Consider the following 18729-nt stretch of genomic DNA (forward strand, 5'->3'; position numbering starts at 1 on the left):
GGCAGTCCGCCGGGCGCGCCCGCCCACCGTAAGCCAGGGAAGGCGACAGTCGATCACGGGGTGTGACCGGCGCGGCGGAGAACAGGGCGCAGGGCCTCGATGACACCGGGGTCGTCCACTGTGGAGGGGATGGGTTCGTCGTGCCCGTCGGCGATGCCGCGCATCGTCTTGCGGAGGATCTTTCCCGAGCGGGTCTTGGGCAGGGCGGCTACTACCGCGACGTCCTTGAGGGAGGCGACGGCGCCGATGCGCTCGCGCACGAGCTGGACGAGTTCGGCCTCGACCTCGCCCGGTTCGCGGTCGACGTCGGCTTTCAGGACGACGAAGCCGCGCGGTACCTGCCCCTTCAGGGCGTCGGCGACGCCGATGACGGCGCATTCGGCGACGTCGGGATGGGCGGCCAAGGCCTCTTCCATGCTGCCGGTGGACAGGCGGTGTCCGGCGACGTTGATGACGTCATCGGTGCGGCCCATGACGAAGACGTAGCCGTCTTCGTCGATGTGACCGCTGTCGCCGGTCAGGTAGTAGCCGGTGTAGGCGGAGAGGTAGGAGGCGACGTACCGGTCGTCGTCCTGCCAGAGCGTGGGCAGTGCGCCGGGCGGCAGCGGGAGCCGCACGACGATCGCGCCGTCGACGCCTGCGGGCACCGGCTCCCCCGAAGCGTCGAGGACCCGGACGTCCCATCCCGGCAGCGGGCGAGTGGGAGACCCGGGCTTGAGGGGAGCCGCCTCGATGCCCACCGGGTTGGCGACGATGGGCCAGCCGGTCTCGGTCTGCCACCAGTGGTCGATCACCGGGATGCCCAGCAGATCGCTCGCCCAGTGGTAGGTCTCGGGATCGAGGCGCTCGCCGGCGAGGAAGAGGTGGCGCAGGCCGGTCAGGTCGTAGCCCGCGGTGAGCGTTCCCTTCGGATCCTGCTTGCGGATGGCCCGGAACGCGGTGGGTGCCGTGAACATGGTCCTGACCCCGTACTCGGCGGCAACGCGCCAGAACTGGCCCGCGTCCGGGGTGCCCACCGGCTTGCCCTCGTACAGCACCGTCGTCGCGCCGACCAGCAATGGCGCGTAGACGATGTACGAGTGCCCGACGACCCAGCCGACGTCGGAGCCGGTGAACATCGTCTCGCCCGGGCCCACGTCGTAGACGGCCCCCATCGACCAGTGGAGGGCGACCGCATAGCCGCCGCAGTCACGCACGACTCCCTTGGGCTTTCCGGTGGTTCCGGAGGTGTAGAGGATGTAGAGGGGGTCGGTTGCGGGGACGGGAACACAGTCGGCCGGCGGCGCGGTAGCCACCAGGTCGGCCCAGTCGAGATCGTGAGGCCCCAACTCAGCTTTCCCCTGGGGGCGTTGCAGGATCACGCTCTTCTCCGGCTTGTGGGCCGCGAGCTCGATCGCCTCGTCGAGCAGGGGCTTGTACGCGATGACACGCTGGCCCTCGATGCCGCAGGAGGCGGAGACGACCACCTTGGGGGCCGCGTCATCGATGCGCAGCGCGAGTTCGCGCGGGGCGAACCCGCCGAAGACGACCGAGTGCACCGCGCCGATACGTGCGCAGGCCAGCATCGCGACAACGGCCTCGGGGACCATCGGCATGTAGATCACCACACGGTCGCCGTGCCCCACACCGAGCCGCCCGAGTGCTCCCGCGAAGGCCGCCACCTCGTTCCTCAGCTGCGCGTAGGTGTAGGTGCGCCGGGTGTCGGTCACGGGCGAGTCATAGATGAGCGCAGCCTGTTCACCGCGGTCGGCCTCGACGTGCCGGTCGACCGCGTTGAAACAGACGTTGAGCCGACCGTCGGGAAACCAGCGGTAGAAGGGTGCGCCCGAGGAGTCCAGGGCACGATGCGGGGAGACATCCCAGTCGATGCCCTCCGCCGCCTTCAGCCAGAAACTCTCCGGGTCCTCGGTACTGGCGCGGAAGACATCCTCGTACGTTCCCATCGCGCACTCCTTTGTGGCATCAAGGGACGGTGGTGTTGCTCCGTGCGGAACCGTGTCGGACACAGGCACCGCATGCCGGCCGACGGGGTCGAGCAGGATGCCGACGACCGGTGGACCGGTCACCGGCCTCGCGGTGGTGCGGCGGTCGGGCCGAAAGGCCGCTCCGCCCGGTGTGGCTTCAGCTCACGCGCCGAGGTGCTTGCGGAGCCACTGACCCATCTGCTGGATCGCCTCGTCCACCTCGGGTACGCGCCCCGCGCCCAGGACGAACGAGTGCTGTCCCTCGGGCAGCGGGTGGACCTCGGAGGTGACCTTGAAGTCCTTGAGGCGACGGCCCAGTTGGGCGCCGTCGTCGGCGAGGGTCTCGTACTCGCCGTAGAGGACGATCGTGGGAGGCAGGCCGGTCAGATCGGCGTTCACGAGGCTGATCTTCGGATCGGCGAAGTCCACTCCGGGCTCCTGGAGCCAGGCTCCGCGGAAGAGCTCAAGAGTATTCCTGCTGAGCATCTTGTCGTTGTCTTCGTTCTCGTCCACCGACGCGTTCTGGATGGTGAGGTCGGTCCACGGCGAGACGCTGACGATCGCGCCCGGGGTCGCCTCCCCCTGCGCGAGCAGGCGCAGCGGGAGCATCACCGCGAGGGTGCCGCCGATCGAATGGCCCGTGCTGCCGATGTTTCGCGGCTCATAGCCCTGCGAGAGCAGCCACCGGTACGCCGTCTCGGCGTCGTCGAGCTGCGCCGGGTAAGGGTGTTCGGGCGCCAAGCGGAAGTCCACGACGAGAGAGCGGGCACCGGCCGCCTTCGCGATATGGCCCGCAGCCTTGCGGTCCGAGTGCATCGAGGCGGTGACCGACCCGCCGAAGTGGAAGTGGAGCAGAGCCCGGTCGGGATCGGCTCCCTCGGGGATGGCCCAGAGGGCGGGGACGCCGCCCGCGTCCACCTCGGCGTACGTGACGCCTTCCGGCTCGGTGGACGCCTTGTGGTTCGAGTCGACGATGTCGCGGACGATGGCCAGGTCGAGGCCCGGCGTCGAGGACTTCGCGCTCACGCTCTCGAGGAACTGGGCGAACTGCCGTGCCTCTGGGCTTGCTCCCATGGTGGTGCTCCTTCGCAGGTTGCTGCCACGCCCACGTCCCGCGTGCAGCCAGGTTGATGTGCTGGTCGTGACGCTACTGGCTGAGTATAGAAAAGTAAACCTAGGAGGGATCGGGGCACCTCTGGCTGCGGGGGCGCGGCGGCGCGTGCGGGCGACCGAGAGTGATCAGCGCTCCAGAAGCTCTACCGTTGCGGATCAGCGGTCTGAGGTCCGACTGTCCTTCCCGTCGGGATCCTGTATTGCATGTGGTCGAAATCGACCCTGGAACCTTCGGGCGAGCTGACGGTACCGAGCCACCCGAGAGCGAACACCGCAGGCAACGAAACCAACACCGGCGTCGACGCGCTCACTCATGCCGTCGAGGTGTACGTGAGCCGCAAGGCCACTCCGTTCTCCGACGGCCTTGCGCTGAACGCGGTCCGGACCCTCGGCCGCCACCTCCGCCGCGTCTACGCCGACGGGGGAGAATCCGAGGCTCGCGAGGCGATGATGCTCGCCGCGCCCCAGGCCGGCATCGCCTTATCCAACGCCGGCGTAGCGCTCAGGCATCGCATGAGCCGCCCGATCGGCGCGCACTTCCACGTCGCTCATGGTCTGTCGAACGCGATGCTCTTCCCCGCGGTGACGGCGTTCTCCGTACCGGCCGCCGAGAGCCGGTACGCCGACTGCGCCCGCGCGCTCGGAGTTGCCGACGACGGCGACGGCGATGCCCTGGCGGCCGGGAGGTTCGTGGAGGCGCGTGGTTCGATCAGCTGTAACGCACTTGACCGGGTGTGCGGGGTTAGGGACAGGGTTTGCGGCTGTCCGTTGTCCGCACTGCCGCACTGCCGGACAGGATGTTCTTGCCGAGTTGCGCGGCGCGGATCGCGGTGACGTGCCCGCGGTTCCGGTGCCGATGGTGACGACGCCGTAGTGCGTGCTCACGAAGTGCCCCCGTTCCGGGAAGATGGTCGGCTCGGAGAGCGAGCGGTCATGCGGCGCGGATGTGCGGCGCCAGGGTGGCGTGGATCTGGTCGCGGATGTCGGCGAGCACGGCTTCGTCGCTGCGGTGCAGGCACACGGTGGCGGTGGTGCTGATGTGGATGATCGCGGTGATCACCCGCGCCAGCGTTGCCGCGTCGGCGGCACCGATGTCCTCGTCGCGGGTGAGCAGGCCGGTGATGCCGTCCTCGAGGCGGCCGGCAAGGGTCAGACCCGCTTGCCGGTAGGGCTCGGCCGGGTCGCCGAAGACGAGTTCGCGCAGGTATGCGCGGCCGTTCTCGATGTGCTCCCTCACGCATTCCACCACGGGGCGGATGAGAGCGATGACCGGCTCCAGCGCGCCCTGTCCGACGGCGGCGTTCGCGGCGGCGAGGCCGGAATCGACGGCGGCGGCGAACTTCTCGTTCTGCACCATGATCAGCAACTCGGCCTTCGTGGACGCGTACAGGTAGAGCGTCCCGATTGCGACATCGGCCCGGCGGGCGACCTGCTGCGTCGTGACCCTGCGGACGCCGTGTTCGACGAACAGCTCGCGGGCGGCGGTCATGATGCGCTCGCGCTTGTCCTGTTTGGCCCTCTCGCGGCGCCCGATCGGCATGTGACCGCTTCCCATGGGGACCTCCCTTGACAATAATTCTGAGTAGACTCATAGTTGAGTGTACTCGGATTAGCCGAGTGGGGCGAGGCTGTGAGGTCCCCGGATGTCGCGCCGGGTTTGCCGATCCAGTCTCAGACCTGGATAAATGGGACAAATATTAGGAGTGGCGCCCCATGCGAGCGTTCGTCGTCACCAAGTACAAGGAGCCGCTGCAGGAGGCGGACGTCCCCGAACCCACCGTGGGGGAGCACGACGTGCTCGTCCGGGTGGAGGCCGCCGGACTGAACCCGCTGGATGAGAAGATCCGCGCCGGTGAGTTCAAGCAGATCCTGCCCTACAAGCTGCCGCTGATCCTGGGCAACGACGTCGCGGGCACCGTCATCAGCGTCGGGACGGCGGTTCGCGGCTTCAAGCCCGGAGACGAGGTCTACGCCCGGCCCCACCAGGACCGCATCGGCACGTTCGCCGAGCGCATCGCCGTCGCGGAGGGCGACCTGGCGCTCAAGCCCGCTTCCATCAGCATGGAAGAGGCCGGCTCACTGCCGCTGGCGGCGCTCACGGCGTGGCAGGCGCTGGTGGAGCGCGGGAAGGTGCGGCCCGGGCAGAAGGTCCTCATCCACGCAGGCGCCGGCGGGGTCGGTTCGATCGCGATCCAGCTCGCCGCGCACCTCGGCGCGAGCGTCGCCACGACCGCCGGCGCTTCCAACGCGGACTTCGTGCGCGCGCTCGGCGCGGACACGGTGATCGACTACCGCACCCAGGACTTCGAGCAGCTCCTGACCGGCTACGACCTGGTGCTGGACAGCCTCGGTGGGGAGACTCTCGAGAAGTCCCTGCGGGTGCTCAAGCCCGGCGGCAAAGCCATCGGGATCGCCGGTCCCCCGGACCCCGCGTTCGCCCGCGAGGCCGGCCTGAACCCGCTGATGCGTCTGGCGGTCGCAGGCCTGAGCGGCAAGATCCGCAGGCAGGCCAAGAAGCTCGGCGTGACGTACGAGTTCCTGTTCATGCGCGCCAGCGGCGACCAGCTCCGCCAGATCACCACTCTCATCGACCAGGGCGCGGTGCGCCCGGTCGTGGGAAAGGTGGTCCCCTTCGACCAGACCCCGCACGCGCTGAAGTCCCTGTCCCAGGGCGGCATCCGCGGCAAGGCCGTCATCGGCAACAGCTGACCCGCCGCAACCGCGACGGGCGACACGAAACACACAGCGACACAGAACACGCAAGGAGAATCCGTCATGAGCAGCACCGACACCCCGAACGAAGCCGTCATCACCTCCTACGCGAAGGCCCCGGCCCGCACCGTCAGCGCCGGTGGTGTCACCTACGCCTACCGCGAGCTGGGCCCGAAGGGCGGCATCCCCGTCGTCTTCTTCGTCCACCTCGCCGCGACCCTGGACAACTGGGACCCCCGCATCATCGATCCCATCGCGAAGGGCCGTCACGTCATCGCCTTCGACAATCGCGGTGTCGGGGCGTCCACCGGCCAGGTGCCGGACAGTGTCGAGGCGATGGCCGACGACGCCTACACCTTCATCAAGGCGCTGGGGTACGACAAGATCGACGTCTTCTCCTTCTCCCTCGGCGGCATGGTCGCTCAGGCCCTGGTGGTGAAGCACCCCGAGCTCGTCCGCAAGCTGGTCCTCACCGGCACCGGGCCCAAGGGCGGCAAGGACATGGACAAGGTCGCCAGAATCACCTACTGGGACATCCTGCGCGCCACGTTGACCCGTTCGGACCCCAAGGAGTTCCTGTTCTTCAACCGCAACGCCACCGGAAAGGCCGCCGGGCGCGCGTTCGTCAACCGGCTCAAGGAGCGCACCGTCGACCGCGACGCGGACATCAAGACCAAGGCGTTCCAGACGCAGCTGAAGGCGATCAAGAAGTGGGGGCGCTCCGCCCCCGACGACCTGTCGTCGATCACGCAACCCACCCTGATCGCCAACGGCGACAACGACCGCATGGTGCCGTCGGTCCTGTCGGAGGACCTGCACCGGCGCATCAAGGGCAGCCAGGTGATCATCTACCCCGACTCCGGGCACGGCGGCATCTTCCAGTACCACCAGGAGTTCGCCCCCGTGGCGGTCGAGTTCCTGGCCCGTTGACAACCGCCTGACCAGGAAAAAGGGGCAACGTCATGAGCACGTCACGGGCCGTCGCGCCTCTGGAAGTGAAGAAGCCTCTCACCTCCTCGATCCTGCTGTGGGTGCGCACCGACCAGCCTCGCCAGACCGGCATGGACCACTGGAAGGGCCCGCACTCAGGGATCATCTCCGCCACCCCGGGCCTGGAGGAGTACCGGCAGATCCACCTCGCCGAGCACAACCCGGGCCTGTGGCCGGCCATCGACGGGGTCCAGACCGCGATCCCCGCAGACCGGAAGATCGACGGCGTCGCGGAAGTCACCTTCCGATCGGCGCTTGCACCCCTGAAAGGGCGTAAGCAGACGAAGCTGGCCTACGCCGACGAGATCAACGTGTTCCGCCGTACCCTGCTCTACGCCGGCCCGCCGAACTCCTCTCGGTGGTACGACGTCGCAGGCCCCGGACAGACGGTCGGTGCCCGCGCGCTGATCTACCTTCGCCGCAGAGACGGGGTCGGCGCCGGCGCCTTCCGGAAGTTCGTCAACGAGCAGCTCGCACCCGCGCTCGCCGGCACCGGAGTGCTGGAGGAGCTGCGCACGCAGACGTTCCTGCCCTGGATCGAAAAGCTCTGGGACACCCCGGACATCGCCCACGACAATCCCCACGACCAGCACTTCCACGCCTCGGTCAGCCTCGGGTTCACCGACACCGCGGTACGGGACGCCTTCTTCACCGGCCACGTGATCGAGGACCTGTCCAACCGGCTGGCACCGCAAGTCTCCGCGATCCACGCCTACGACGTCACCGCCACCCTCACCTACGTCAAGAACGGCGAGATCCTCCCGCGTTACCAGGAGTGAGCGGCGCGTAGACCGGAAGCGGGACCGCCGGATCTGCTCGGCAAATCCATCCGCCCCGGCTCCCTGGCCCTCCTCGCGCCCCCGTCGCCGTCTGTTACCCCTCACGCATCTGGAGCCAACCATGAGCGAGCAGCAGAGCACCATCCACTACGAGCGCACCTCACCGCAGATCGCGAAGATCACCTTCGCCAACCCGCCCGTCAACCTCATCGCCGGCGAGACAGTCCTGCGCCTCATCGAGATCGTCACCGAACTGGCCACCGACCCGGACATCCAGGTCGTGCTGTTCGACAGCGCCACCCCCGACTTCTTCTACAACCACTTCGACCTGGCCGCCGCCGCCGACTTCCCCGCCCCCGAGAACCCGGACGCGGTGCCGGCATGGACGAATCTGGTCCTGGAACTCTCCAAAGCGCCGTACATCACGATCGCGGCCATCCGTGGACGCACCCGCGGCGGCGGGAACGAGTTCGCCCTCGCCCTCGATCTGCGCTACGCCAGTCGTGAGAAGGCGATCTTCGGACAGCCCGAGGTCGGCAGCGGACTGCTGCCCGGCGGTGGTGGCAGCGAACGCCTGCCCCGGGCCATCGGACGCGACCGCGCCCTGGAAGCCATCCTCACCAGCGACGACTACGACGCCGAGACCGCCGAACGCTGGGGCTGGGTCACCCGCGCCCTCCCCGACAGCGAACTCGACGCCTTCGTCGGCACCGTCGCCGCCCGACTCGCCTCCTTCGACCGCACCTCACTCGCCTCGGCCAAAGCCCAGATCAACCGGGCATCCCTGCCCCCGGACGCGGACCTGGTCGCCGCGTACGGCGAGTTCGCCCACTCCCTCACCCTCCCCGGTTTCCTCACCCGGGCCGCAGGCACGCAGGCCGTCGCCGAACAGGCCGGCATCGACTTCGAGTACCGGCTCGGGCACCACATCGGCGTCGCCAACCAGCAACGCTGACACCCGGCAGCAAGCGAGCACGTACGCAGCAGATGCCGCGGCCGTGCTCGTTCTGTCGCGAGTCCCACCTGGGTCGCCGGCGAATTCGAGCCCGTCGGCGCCCGCGTCGGGGGACAGCCCGACTGATCAGGGCTCACCACCCAGTGGCGCGGCCTGTACGCCGACAGGGCTGCGGATGGTGTCGGGGAGTGCGCCGGCGGTCGCTGGGCGAACCGCACCGGACGATGCTCGACGAAGCGCTCGCCGGGCATGGTCTGTCCGAGTTTCACCGACGCCGACAGCGATAGCGACCAGGGTGAACTCGCGGCACCTGGCACTGCCTGCGCCCGTGGTCCGACAGCCGCGATGCTCTGTCCTCACGATGGTGCCGCGCTGCTGAGGGAGATCACATCGGGACCGAAGTAGAGCTCAGGCGTTCGTGCTGCGCAGGTCCGGGTAGAGCGCCTCGACCGGGCCGCTCAGAGCCGCCTTGACCCCCTGGGTCAACTCGTCGGCCAAGACCTCGTACTCGTCGGCCTCGACCGCGTCGTAGACCGCCGTCACCAGTTGCGTCGGCAGCATCTTGGGTCCGTCGCTGTGTGCGGCCATAGGGGTGTCGACGTAGCCCATGTGCACGCCCGTCACGTGGACGCCCAGGGGTGCGAGCTCGATGCGCAGCGAGTTGGTGGCCGACCACAGTGCGGCCTTGGACGCGCTGTAGGCGCCGCCGAAGGCATACCAGCTGGCAACGGAGTGCACGTCGACGAGGATTGACCCCTTCTTGGCGGCGAGGACCGGTGCGAAGGCGCGGGCGAGGAGGACCGGCCCGAAGAAGTTCGTCTCCATGTTCGCCCGGATGTCCGCCTCGGTGACGTCCAGCAGGCTCGCGCTCGGCGGGATGGCGCCCGCGTTGTTGACGAGCACGGTGACGTCCGCCGCGGCGGCGACGGCCGCGTCGATCGACGCGGGGTCGGTGACGTCCAGGGGCAGGGGGACGATGCGTTCGTCGTCCCAGGCGCGGGGGGAACGGGCGGTGGCGTAGACCTTGGCGGCGCCGCGTGCCAGGGCGTCGTGGACGAAGTGGGTGCCGATACCGCCATTGGCGCCGGTGACGAGGACGACAGATCCGTCGAGAGAGGGCATTGGTGTTCCTTCTTTGCTAGGGGATGTGAAGTGCGTGGCTGCGCACGGATGGAGCGATGACTCCTCGCCCCGCGATGGGAGAATGAGCGGAGCCACATTCGATCTCACACGGTATTGAGTACAATCACAACTGATTACAGTCAGAATCTATTCCTGGAGGACACCGCCATGCCTGTCGGACGGCGCGAGCGGAACAAGCAGGAGAAGTTCGACCGCATTGTCGCCGCCGCCACTGAGCTGTTCGCCGAACACGGCATCGATGAGGTCACGACCCAGCAGATCGCCGACAAGGCCGACATCGGCACCGGGACCCTGTTCCTCTACGCCAAGACCAAGGGCGAACTCCTCCTGCTCGTGCAGAACGCCAAGTACGTCGAAGCACTTGAGCAGGGCCGGGCGGACGCCGAGACCGTCCCCGGCGTGCTGGACGCGGTGCTGGCGATCGTCCGGCCGATCGTCGAGTGCAACCGCATCCAGATCGACAACGGACGCACCTACCTGCGAGAGATGGTCTTCGGCGACCCCGAGGAGCCCCGGCACAGCGCGGCACTCGCCATCGTCGCGCAGACCGAGGAGGCCATCGCCGCCGTGCTGCGCCGAGACGAACGGGTCACAGAGGGCGACGCCGCGACGCTGGCACACATCGTGTCCGCCGTGATGTTCCTCAGCATGGCGGCGAGCGTGAACATCGCCTTGAGCGTCGAGGAGATCGTGCAGGACATCCGCAGGCAGGTCGACGTCCTGCTGCCTCGCTGAAGCGCGGCCCAGCCTCAGGCCCAGGTGACCATCCGGGCAGTCCTCGGCTGCGGCATGGCCCGAATCCCCACATGGCAGGTCATCCGGCCGTTGCTGCCCATGCCGGCATGACTGGACGGGTGGGGCGGCCGGCCGGAGGGCTACCGCCGCCGCGTGCTGCTGGGATTCCGGAGATTGCCCACCTATGTGGCGTCGGGTCCCACTCCCACAGCCCCTGTTCCCAGGAGTCCGGGTCGGAGCCCGTGTGGTGCGGTCAGGGCTTTGTGGGTCGATTCCAGGACCTTCTCCGACAGCTCTGTGCCCGCCGTGGCGCGGGCCAGCAGTCACTGCATCGGCTGATGTGCCCGCGCCACCAACTAGCCACTCCCGACCTGCGACTCACCTCCACCGTCCACGCCCAAGGCGTGTCCGTACTCGCCGCCGCGCACCACACCCACCAGCGCCTGCTACAACACCCCCGAGCCGCCACCGCCTGGACCACACCACGCGCCATCACCCGCCCGACTGGCTCCGAGCCCTGTGGAACGCGCTGCCACGGCCCTGGGAGTAGCCAGCGCGGCCGGGCAGGACCACCCTGCCCGGCCGCTGCCGCCGCCCGGACGTCATGCGGCGTGGAACTCGTGGGCGTGGCCGCCGCGCCACTCCACCACTGAGTGGTGTGCATCGTGAAGTCGCAGGTCGCGGCTCTGGTGTGAGTGACGAGTGGGGTAATCGCGCCGGTCGGCGGCCGATGACCATGGCGTAGATCATCGGGCCGGTCCGGTTCCGGCGGGATGCCGGGTTCGGCTGCGCCTGCCTCCGACCCCCGCCTGCGATCCGTCAGCAGGTCGGCACGCCATGAGAACGCGGGAGGGCGCGGGGATGCAGGAGCGGCGGTGGATCACCACGCGCCGGAGCGAACTGAACGCCCTCGTCGAGCAGTTGACCCAGCAGCTTCAGGAGGTCGAGGTCGAGCGGGACGAACTGGCGATCGCCGAGCGGGTGTTGAACCGCCTGGCCGAGCAGGCCCACGCCGACGCCGAGGCGGCCGATTCTGGCGCTCCGGTACCGGTGAAGGTGGCCGGGCGAGCGGTCCTGCTCATCCCGCACCGCAGCGACGCGGCCGACGAGGGCGCGCTGCCCGGTGACTACCGCAAGCTCCTGGCGATCGTGCGGGAGGCCGACGGGCCAGTGCAGGTCAGGGCGGTCTGTGAGCGGCTGGGCCTGGATGCCTCGGTGCGCGGCAAGCTGGAGCCTTTGCGGGCGAAGATGACCAAGCTCGCCGACCGCGGCTGGCTGCACAAGCGGCCCGACGGCCGGTTCACCGCACGCTCGTAACTGCGCGGGCAGGCCGTACGGGCGGGCCCCCGGCGGCAGTCATGGTGCTGGCGGTGCTGCGCTGTGACCAGCGGCCCGGCGATCTGGCCGGCGGGAACGGGGTGCACCGCGCCACGTGAGCCGGTGGGTGCGCGAGGTCGTGGGTCTGCTGGCCGCCCGTGCCCCGCGCCTGGACCGCGCGTTGAAGAAGATCGCCCGAAAGGGCGGCGGGGTGGTCCTGCCGGTGTTCGTACTGGCGACTGGGAGCCGGCCTCGTGCTGCGCATGGTACTGAGCTGGGTTTGCGTCGGTCGGCTGCGGTCAGGATTCTGGACTCCTTGCCGCCGGCTGGTCGCTGTTGCCCTGTGCCAGTGACGCGAGAATCTCCTTGCGGCAGACATCGAGGATTTCGTCCGCCAGCGGAGAACCGTCCGGGCATGCCCGCGACAACATGATCGCGCCGACCGAGTGGGCGAGCATGTCGATCACCATGGTGCGGGTCGCGCGCTGGTCCGCGTCCCTCGGCGTATCACTCTGGGCCTGAAGGGCCGTCAGCAGATTCTCGATCCCGGCTGCGAACTCTGTTTTGATGTCCGCCGGCTGGCGTGCAGCGTCCCCGCTGAGGGCCGCGATGGTGCAGCCGTCACCGCGCCCGTTGCGATGTTCCCGGGAGACGTAGCGCTCGACGAACTCGGCGGCGTCCAGGCCTTCTGTCCGTGCCGCGGTCTGTGAGAGCCCGCTCGCGGACGCTTCGGCCATCAGGTCGGCCTTGGAGCGGAAGTTCTTGTAGAACCCTCCATGAGTGAACCCGGCGGCTGCCATCAGTTCCGCCACGCCGACACCGTCATAGCCGCGCTCCCGGAACAGCCTGGAGGCTGTCGCGACGATGTGGGCACGGTTCTGCTCTGCCTGTGCCTTGGTGACCCGCATGTCCAGCCGTCCCTTCGTCGGTCGACGCTCGACGGTCCAGCATACATAGATGTCGATCGACATCAAAGAGCTTGACTTTTTAGATGACGATCGTCATCGTATTGCGCACCCCCTCCAGAAAGGCTCAGGCCATGAGTGACACGCATGTGACCGCACCGACTCAGTACATCGAGGTCGACGGCGACCGGTTCGCCTACCGGCGCTGGGGCAAGCCCTCGGGCGTCCCGATCTTCCTGGTCCAGCACTTCCGCGGGGGGATGGACAACTGGGACCCGCTGCTCACCGACGGCCTGGCCGAAGGCCGTGAGGTCATCCTGTTCAACGGCCGCGGCATCGCCTCGTCATCGGGCACGCCGCGTAACCGGATGGAGGACATGGCCGACGACATCGCCGCGGTCATCCGGGCGCTGGGGCTGGAGCAGGTCGACCTGCTCGGCTTCTCGCTCGGCGGTTACCAGGTGCAGGAGGTCACACTGCGCCACCCCCAGCTGGTGCGCAAGCTCCTCCTGCTCGGCACCGGCCTCCGAGGCGGGGACCCGACAAGTGACCCCCAGGTGCCTCAGTACGCCCTGAACCCGGTCCCCACCCTGGAGGACTTCCTCTTCCTGTTCTTCGGCCGCTCGGAAGCCGCGAAGCAAGCGGGCAAGGCCTTCTGGGAGCGCCGCCACCAGCGGGCCGACCAGGACCCGCCGAGCTCGCCCGCGGTCGCACAGGCGCAGTTCGAAGCGACCATCGCCTACGCGGAACCGCTGCCGGGCGAGAACCCCTACGCCCACCTGAACGCGATCACCCAGCCGACGCTGGTCCTCAACGGCGAGAACGACGTGATGATCGCCTCGATCAACTCCTGGCACCTCGCCCAGAACATCCCCAACGCTCAGCTGCTGATCTACCCCGATGCCGGGCATGGAGCGCAGTTCCAGTATCCCGAGCGGTTCCTGAAGCACGCCATTCAGTTCCTCGACGAGTAACGCCGGCAGGGCTTCGGTGCAGTCGCTGACGCATGGTCCGTGATGACGGGCCGCAGGCTCACCGGATCCCCGGAATGTGACACGCACACCTTCCCAGGCCATGCAGTCCTCTACGCCCCCGTGGTTCGAAACGGAAGACAGTCCGGCCAACGCAGCGTCGCCGATTTCGCCGGCTTGACCAGCTGCGCGAGAATCCGGCAGGCCAGACCCCGGCCTGCCGGAGGTAGGCGCATCCTGCGTGATCGAGGCGGGGTGCGCCATCGCCCGGCTGCCGTGCCCGCTCCCACGGTGTCCACCACCGCGACCTTCCGGCCGGGACGGCTGATTCGTGCCGCACGGGCGTGGAAGACGTGGGCGCCGGCCGCGCCGTCGGTGACCACGACGAGGAGCGCCTGAGTTCCAGCCACTGGGCGGCGATCCGCTCGATCGTGGTGTCCGGGTAGAGCCACTCGACGTCCTCGCTGCCGGCCTGGACGACGTGGGCGACGCCGCTCCTTCCAGCGTGCCCCGGGCCGGTCTGCTGGGCGAGTCGGCCCGGGGGCGGCAGGGAGAGCCGCCGGACCAGTCCCAGAGGCTCCGCTCGTCGAGACGAGGGTCGTACCGGGCCCGACCGCCGGCGCCGAACAGCCCGAGCTCGGTCATCAGCGCAACGCCGGTCCGGATCTCGTCCGCTGTCCAGCCGGTGACTCCTTGACCATCGGTGGTCGGCTACGCGCCATGCCGCAGCGTCCTCTCGCACGCCAGGCGCCTGCGGGGGGCGTCGGATTCAGGAGGGCCCGGGCGGCGCGGGCCTGCTGCGGTTGGCAGTGGAAGAACGGTGCCGCCGCTGTGCAGTGCGCCGATTTCGAGAGCCGGCCGGCGGATGGCCTCCTCGTCGAGAGCGAGAGTGCGGCGCAGGTCGGTGTTCTCCTTCCGTAGCCGGCTCAGGTTGGCTTCCGTACGTACGTCGGATCCGGAGGGTTCCGTCGGCGTCGCAGGCCGGGCCGGCGCCGGGATGGGGGGCCGGAAGCGCACGTCGACCAGGGCGGCGTTGCCGCGGCTGGCACTTGCCGCACCATCGTGCCGCCAGCCCCGTCCCGCCACGGCGGCCACACCGAAACCCGCGCGCTGACGGATGGGATCGGCTCTGACGACGTCCTGCCCACAGGTAGAACTCGTTGACCGTGGACACCTCCCGGTCCCAACTCGCCTCTTCCGAACGAGGGCCACGCTCATCACGACGCCGCCACCACTCGAACGCCGCTCGGTCGTCCATGGACGCATCACGCCGGTCCCGCCTGCGTCGCGTGAACCACGGGAAGGCCACGTATGTGCGCAGGTCCCGGGCATGAGCGTGTCGGCGAACGTCTTGATCATCGCGCGCAGCAGATCGGGACTCGGCGCGGCGAGGTTGTCCTCGGCGAGGGCGTGCGGGGGCACACTGGCAGGTGGGGTCATCGTTCTGATGTCCTTCGGGCTTCGACACCTCGAAGATCAGCCGCCGTTCATCTATGCGGGCACCAACCCGATGCCGGAGCAAACCCCGGATCAGGTCGAACCCGTACACCACTTCCCTGGATGCAACCCAAGGCACGCGGGGCACGGGGCTCCGCAGACTGTCGCGGCCGCCGGCAGCCCTCGGATTCGGGGTCGGAGCAGAGGGCGCCGTTCCCCGGACAACTCCCGTGCCCGTCATAAGCGTCGAGACACGCGAGCCGTCGTTGTTGTTCCGCCCGGCGCGGCGAGCATCTCTCGCCCCTGCCGTCGCGTCGTCGGCCCCGCGTGATCATGCCAGGAGGATGCCGTGTGGCCGGCCTGATCTCAGTTGCTGTCGGGCGTCATCGAGACCACGACCTTGCCGGCCTTGGTGCGACCTTGCTCGACGTACGCCATCGCCTCGAGCGTCTGATCGAACGGGAAGGTGCTGTCGATGACCGGGCGGAGCTGCCCGCTGTCGTAGAGGGCGCCGAGCTCGCGCAACTGGGAGCCATTGGCCTGCATGAAGAAGAACTGGTAGCGAACGCCCAGGGCCTTCGCCTGCTTGCGGATCTTGCGACTGAGCACGTTCATGACCAGCCCCAGGAAGGAGGGAGCGCCGAGCTGCCTGGCGAACCCGGCGTCCGGCGGGCCCACGACGCTGACAGCCAGGCCGCCGGGCTTCAGCACGGTCAGCGACTTCTCCAGGTTCGCCCCGCCCACGGCGTCCAGCACCAGGTCGTAGCCGGACAGCACCTTGGAGAAGTCCTCCTTGGTGTAGTCGACGACGACGTCGGCACCGAGGCTTCGGACCAGCTTCTCGGAATCAGTGCTCGCGGTCGTCGCCACGGTGGCACCGAGGTGTTTGGCGAGCTGGATGACCGTCGATCCGAGACCGCCGGCACCGGCGTGGACGAGTACCTTCTGACCCGGCTTCACATGGGCCTGCTCTACGAGGATCTGCCAGGCGGCCAGGGCCACCAGCGGCACCGCGGCCGCCTCCTGCGGGGTGAGCGAGGCCGGCTTGGGCGCGACGTCGTCCATGTCGATCGCGATGTACTCCGCGAAGCCTCCGATCCGCAGGTCGCGCGGACGGGCGTAGACCTCGTCGCCGACTTCGAGGCCGCGCACGGCGGAACCGACCCGCGTCACGACGCCGGCCACGTCATGACCGAGCACGAACGGAGGCTTGTACTTCAACAGCTGTTTGAACTCCCCGTTACGGACCATCTTGTCCAGCGGGTTGATGCTCGCGGCGCTCACCCTGACCAGAACATCGCGGTCACCGACGCTGGGCTCGGGTACCTCGGCGGCGCGCACGCCGTCCTTGCCGTACTTCTCGACGACGAATGCCTTCATGCCGGCCGCCTTTCCACGTGATCTTCTCGGTAGCCTGCGTGCGGTCATGACGCTACTTGCTGAGTATAGAAAAGTAAACTCATGTCGGGTTAGAATCACCCCCATGGATGCGAGGACCGAAGCTCTTCAGGACGCCGGCATGGACACCCGACTCGACCGGGACATGTCGAACTGCTCGATCGCCCGGACCCTTGAGGTCGTGGGTGAGAAGTGGACGATCCTGATCCTGCGCGAGGTCTGGTACGGCTCGTCCCGCTTCAGTGACTTCGAACGGGTCCTCGGCTGTCCCCGCAACCTTCTCGCTGCCCGGCTCCGGATGCTTGTCGAGGAAGGGATCCTGGCCACCGAGACCTACAAGGAGCCGGGTTCGCGGAGTCGGCCGAAGTACGTGATCACACCCAAGGGCGTGGACCTGGTCCCGGCCGTGATGGGGCTCCTGCAGTGGGGCGACCGCTACCGCGCCGACCCGGAGGGCCCGGCCGTACTGACGCGACACCGCGGATGCGGTGCGCACGTCGATGCCCAGATCCGCTGCGAACGCGGCCACGCCGTGCAAGCGGAGGACATCGAGAGTGTCCCCGGCCCCGCATTTCGTCTGAGGCCCGCGGAGTGAGCTGAGCGCGGTGGCGGCAGGAGTCCGGGTGGGCTCAGTCCGCCGGGGTGCGCTCACTCCGTGTGGCTCGGGCCTGGTGGAGGCGGACTTTGGTGCGGTTGCCGCAGCGGGACATCGAGCACCAGCGGCGGTTGTGGGCGGGGGAGCGGTCCAGGAAGCGTAGGGCGCACGTGTCCGCGCCGCACACGCGTACGCGCCGGATCTCGCTCGACAGGAGCAGGTCTACGGCGTCCTGCGCGATCAGTGCCAGCGCGGTCGCGGGATCAGGTGCCATGGTCGTGGTGCCGGCGGGCTCCAAGTGGCCGCCTTTGATGGCGATTTGCGGCGCCGGCCGGGGCGCCTGTGCTGCCGATCCGTTGAGCAGCACGACGTCGCTGGAGGAGGGCAGCCGGCCGTCGGATACCGCGAGTACGGCCCGGTCGACCGCCTCGCGCAGGCGTCGGCCCGATGCCAGCACGGCGGCATCCACGGGATCCGGGATGCCCGGTGTGAGCAGTCCGGCCCGCTGAAGCCAGAGGGTGAGATCGCCCGGGTTCCGGAGTGTCTCCCCCGGCGTGGGTCGCCACCGGTGGCGGAGGGTGTTGGTGAAGTCCAGACAGACCCGCCCGCCGTCCCAGATCCACGTGTCGTCCGTTGCCACGCCTTCATTCTGCACGTTAGGTTTAACCCCCTGAGAGGGTTAGTTCGTGCCGGGGAGGCGCAGCCATGGGACAGCCCACTGTGACCACAGGCGTGACGCAGGTGGACGGGGTCCGCCTGCACTACCTCCGAGCGGGATCCGGTCCTCTGCTCGTCCTGCTCCACGGCTGGCCGCAGACCTCCGACTGCTGGCAGCCGGTGCTGGCGGATCTTGCCGCAGACCACACCGTGGTGGCACCCGACCTGCGTGGCTACGGCCTGAGCGACAAGCCCTCGACCGGATACGACAAGCGGCGGATGGCCGCCGACATGGCGAGCCTCGTCGAAGCACTCGGCTTCGAGACGACCGCCGTCGTGGGTCACGACCGGGGCGCCCGCGTGGGGCACCGCTGGGCGCTGGACCGCCCCGAGCAGGTGGAACGGCTGGCTGTGCTCGACATCGTGCCGACCCGGGAGATGTTCCGCCGGCTGGACGCCTCGCTCGCCTCCGGGTACTGGCACTGGCTGTTCCAGATGCAGCCCGACCTTCCCGAGCGGCTCGTGGGGCACGACATACGCGGGTATCTCGAGTACTTCTTCGAGCGGTGGACCTACAACCGGCACGGGCTGACACCCGAAGCGGTCGACGGATATGTCCGAGCCTTCTCCCGCCCGGGTGCCATGCGCGCGAGTTTCGACGACTACCGCGCCATGGAGCAGGACGTCGCCCTCGACGACATCGACGCCGCCGAGGGCCGCCGCCTCACCATGCCGGTACTGGCGCTCTGGGGTTCCGCAGGGCTGCCCTCCCGCCTGCCGACGCTGGAGATCTGGCGCGCCTACGCGGACGACGTCACCGGAGCAGAAATCCCGGAGTGCGGCCACTTCATCCCGGAAGAGCAACCGGAGGCGCTGCTGGGCCATTTGCGGTCGTTCCTGGCCGACGAGGCGAGTCGGTGACCCTGCCACCGTGACGAGAGCGGCGCCCCTGCGGGGCCACAGTCTCACTGGCCGGCCGGGGCAAGTCGTCCGAGCAGCCTCCCGAACCGAGGGGCGGCCCAGTTGCTTCCGGTTGGGCCGCCCCTCAGTCAGATCCT

17 protein-coding genes and 1 pseudogene are annotated in these 18729 nt (G+C 68.7%); 11 read left to right on the forward strand and 7 right to left on the reverse strand.

Annotated elements, in window-relative coordinates; translation table 11 throughout:
* Positions 1 to 53: 53 nt before the first annotated feature.
* Both OG933_RS39245 and OG933_RS39250 read right to left on the reverse strand, forming a co-directional pair.
* Positions 54 to 1943, reverse strand: coding sequence for a propionyl-CoA synthetase (locus OG933_RS39245; protein WP_405631800.1), 1890 nt, complete (start codon positions 1941 to 1943; stop codon positions 54 to 56).
* Positions 1944 to 2126: 183 nt separating this feature from the next.
* Positions 2127 to 3038, reverse strand: coding sequence for an alpha/beta hydrolase (locus OG933_RS39250; RefSeq protein WP_030039820.1), 912 nt, complete (start codon positions 3036 to 3038; stop codon positions 2127 to 2129).
* Positions 3039 to 3281: 243 nt separating this feature from the next.
* Here OG933_RS39250 and OG933_RS39255 point away from each other — a divergent pair, with 243 nt between their 5' ends.
* A complete protein-coding gene (locus OG933_RS39255; protein WP_327181352.1) occupies positions 3282 to 3911 on the forward strand; it encodes an iron-containing alcohol dehydrogenase in 630 nt (209 codons plus the stop codon).
* Positions 3912 to 4008: 97 nt separating this feature from the next.
* On the opposite strand, the gene OG933_RS39260 is transcribed toward OG933_RS39255, so the two are convergent.
* Positions 4009 to 4632 carry a TetR/AcrR family transcriptional regulator gene (locus OG933_RS39260; RefSeq protein WP_405631802.1) on the reverse strand — a complete coding sequence of 208 codons (624 nt, stop codon included), beginning with the start codon at positions 4630 to 4632 and terminating at the stop codon, positions 4009 to 4011.
* 158 nt (positions 4633 to 4790) lie between these two features.
* On the opposite strand from OG933_RS39260, the gene OG933_RS39265 reads away from it, so the two are divergent.
* The 4 genes from OG933_RS39265 to OG933_RS39280 all read left to right on the forward strand — a co-directional run bounded on the left by OG933_RS39265 (position 4791) and on the right by OG933_RS39280 (position 8513).
* Positions 4791 to 5786, forward strand: coding sequence for an NADP-dependent oxidoreductase (locus OG933_RS39265; RefSeq protein ID WP_405631803.1), 996 nt, complete (start codon positions 4791 to 4793; stop codon positions 5784 to 5786).
* Between the two features lie 66 nt (positions 5787 to 5852).
* Positions 5853 to 6719: an alpha/beta hydrolase gene (locus tag OG933_RS39270; protein ID WP_327181349.1), complete on the forward strand. Its 867-nt coding sequence runs from the start codon at positions 5853 to 5855 to the stop codon at positions 6717 to 6719.
* A 32-nt stretch (positions 6720 to 6751) separates the two neighbouring features.
* Positions 6752 to 7558 (forward strand): strictosidine synthase, encoded by an 807-nt coding sequence (locus OG933_RS39275; protein ID WP_405631804.1) that lies wholly within the window; start codon positions 6752 to 6754, stop codon positions 7556 to 7558.
* 121 nt (positions 7559 to 7679) lie between these two features.
* Positions 7680 to 8513, forward strand: a complete 834-nt coding sequence (locus OG933_RS39280) for an enoyl-CoA hydratase/isomerase family protein (RefSeq protein WP_327181347.1) — start codon at positions 7680 to 7682, stop codon at positions 8511 to 8513.
* Between the two features lie 408 nt (positions 8514 to 8921).
* Here the strand turns inward: OG933_RS39280 and OG933_RS39285 are convergent, their stop codons facing one another.
* Positions 8922 to 9635, reverse strand: a complete 714-nt coding sequence (locus OG933_RS39285) for an SDR family oxidoreductase (protein ID WP_405631806.1) — start codon at positions 9633 to 9635, stop codon at positions 8922 to 8924.
* Between the two features lie 168 nt (positions 9636 to 9803).
* Between OG933_RS39285 and OG933_RS39290 the strand changes: the two genes are divergently transcribed.
* The 3 genes and pseudogenes from OG933_RS39290 to OG933_RS39300 form a co-directional block, all read left to right on the forward strand.
* Positions 9804 to 10391 carry a TetR/AcrR family transcriptional regulator gene (locus tag OG933_RS39290; RefSeq protein WP_405631809.1) on the forward strand — a complete coding sequence of 196 codons (588 nt, stop codon included), beginning with the start codon at positions 9804 to 9806 and terminating at the stop codon, positions 10389 to 10391.
* An 861-nt stretch (positions 10392 to 11252) separates the two neighbouring features.
* The gene (locus tag OG933_RS39295; protein ID WP_405633651.1) at positions 11253 to 11708 is read left to right on the forward strand and encodes a hypothetical protein; all 456 of its coding nucleotides are present in this window, start codon (positions 11253 to 11255) and stop codon (positions 11706 to 11708) included.
* A gap of 35 nt (positions 11709 to 11743) precedes the next feature.
* Positions 11744 to 11928, forward strand: a pseudogene (locus tag OG933_RS39300) (IS5/IS1182 family transposase); the annotation flags it as partial.
* A 79-nt stretch (positions 11929 to 12007) separates the two neighbouring features.
* Here the strand turns inward: OG933_RS39300 and OG933_RS39305 are convergent.
* Positions 12008 to 12679 (reverse strand): TetR/AcrR family transcriptional regulator, encoded by a 672-nt coding sequence (locus OG933_RS39305; RefSeq protein ID WP_405631811.1) that lies wholly within the window; start codon positions 12677 to 12679, stop codon positions 12008 to 12010.
* Positions 12680 to 12747: 68 nt separating this feature from the next.
* On the opposite strand from OG933_RS39305, the gene OG933_RS39310 reads away from it, so the two are divergent.
* Entirely contained in the window at positions 12748 to 13587 is an 840-nt protein-coding gene (locus tag OG933_RS39310) for an alpha/beta fold hydrolase (protein WP_369254128.1), read from the forward strand.
* Positions 13588 to 15387: 1800 nt separating this feature from the next.
* On the opposite strand, the gene OG933_RS39315 is transcribed toward OG933_RS39310, so the two are convergent.
* On the reverse strand, positions 15388 to 16401 hold the full coding sequence (locus tag OG933_RS39315) for an NADP-dependent oxidoreductase (RefSeq protein WP_405631814.1): 1014 nt from the start codon (positions 16399 to 16401) through the stop codon (positions 15388 to 15390).
* 139 nt (positions 16402 to 16540) lie between these two features.
* On the opposite strand from OG933_RS39315, the gene OG933_RS39320 reads away from it, so the two are divergent.
* Complete coding sequence (locus tag OG933_RS39320) at positions 16541 to 17014, forward strand: helix-turn-helix domain-containing protein (protein WP_031143657.1); 474 nt, start codon at positions 16541 to 16543, stop codon at positions 17012 to 17014.
* Between the two features lie 34 nt (positions 17015 to 17048).
* Here OG933_RS39320 and OG933_RS39325 read toward each other — a convergent pair whose 3' ends face one another.
* Positions 17049 to 17654: a CGNR zinc finger domain-containing protein gene (locus OG933_RS39325; RefSeq protein ID WP_405631817.1), complete on the reverse strand. Its 606-nt coding sequence runs from the start codon at positions 17652 to 17654 to the stop codon at positions 17049 to 17051.
* Between the two features lie 65 nt (positions 17655 to 17719).
* Here OG933_RS39325 and OG933_RS39330 point away from each other — a divergent pair, with 65 nt between their 5' ends.
* Positions 17720 to 18592, forward strand: coding sequence for an alpha/beta fold hydrolase (locus OG933_RS39330; RefSeq protein WP_405631819.1), 873 nt, complete (start codon positions 17720 to 17722; stop codon positions 18590 to 18592).
* Positions 18593 to 18729 lie beyond the last annotated feature (137 nt).

The organism is Streptomyces sp. NBC_00016, assembly GCF_045040885.1.
Lineage (GTDB): Bacteria > Actinomycetota > Actinomycetes > Streptomycetales > Streptomycetaceae > Streptomyces > Streptomyces coriariae.

What these genes read in the sequence shown, in the direction of transcription:
- OG933_RS39245 (WP_405631800.1), bottom strand. Translation starts at nt 1,943, where the DNA reads ATGGGAACGTACGAGGATGTCTTCCGCGCCAGTACCGAGGACCCGGAG.
- OG933_RS39250 (WP_030039820.1), bottom strand. Translation starts at nt 3,038, where the DNA reads ATGGGAGCAAGCCCAGAGGCACGGCAGTTCGCCCAGTTCCTCGAGAGC.
- OG933_RS39255 (WP_327181352.1), top strand. Translation starts at nt 3,282, where the DNA reads ATGTGGTCGAAATCGACCCTGGAACCTTCGGGCGAGCTGACGGTACCG.
- OG933_RS39260 (WP_405631802.1), bottom strand. Translation starts at nt 4,632, where the DNA reads ATGGGAAGCGGTCACATGCCGATCGGGCGCCGCGAGAGGGCCAAACAG.
- OG933_RS39265 (WP_405631803.1), top strand. Translation starts at nt 4,791, where the DNA reads ATGCGAGCGTTCGTCGTCACCAAGTACAAGGAGCCGCTGCAGGAGGCG.
- OG933_RS39270 (WP_327181349.1), top strand. Translation starts at nt 5,853, where the DNA reads ATGAGCAGCACCGACACCCCGAACGAAGCCGTCATCACCTCCTACGCG.
- OG933_RS39275 (WP_405631804.1), top strand. Translation starts at nt 6,752, where the DNA reads ATGAGCACGTCACGGGCCGTCGCGCCTCTGGAAGTGAAGAAGCCTCTC.
- OG933_RS39280 (WP_327181347.1), top strand. Translation starts at nt 7,680, where the DNA reads ATGAGCGAGCAGCAGAGCACCATCCACTACGAGCGCACCTCACCGCAG.
- OG933_RS39285 (WP_405631806.1), bottom strand. Translation starts at nt 9,635, where the DNA reads ATGCCCTCTCTCGACGGATCTGTCGTCCTCGTCACCGGCGCCAATGGC.
- OG933_RS39290 (WP_405631809.1), top strand. Translation starts at nt 9,804, where the DNA reads ATGCCTGTCGGACGGCGCGAGCGGAACAAGCAGGAGAAGTTCGACCGC.
- OG933_RS39295 (WP_405633651.1), top strand. Translation starts at nt 11,253, where the DNA reads ATGCAGGAGCGGCGGTGGATCACCACGCGCCGGAGCGAACTGAACGCC.
- OG933_RS39305 (WP_405631811.1), bottom strand. Translation starts at nt 12,679, where the DNA reads ATGTCGATCGACATCTATGTATGCTGGACCGTCGAGCGTCGACCGACG.
- OG933_RS39310 (WP_369254128.1), top strand. Translation starts at nt 12,748, where the DNA reads ATGAGTGACACGCATGTGACCGCACCGACTCAGTACATCGAGGTCGAC.
- OG933_RS39315 (WP_405631814.1), bottom strand. Translation starts at nt 16,401, where the DNA reads ATGAAGGCATTCGTCGTCGAGAAGTACGGCAAGGACGGCGTGCGCGCC.
- OG933_RS39320 (WP_031143657.1), top strand. Translation starts at nt 16,541, where the DNA reads ATGGACACCCGACTCGACCGGGACATGTCGAACTGCTCGATCGCCCGG.
- OG933_RS39330 (WP_405631819.1), top strand. Translation starts at nt 17,720, where the DNA reads ATGGGACAGCCCACTGTGACCACAGGCGTGACGCAGGTGGACGGGGTC.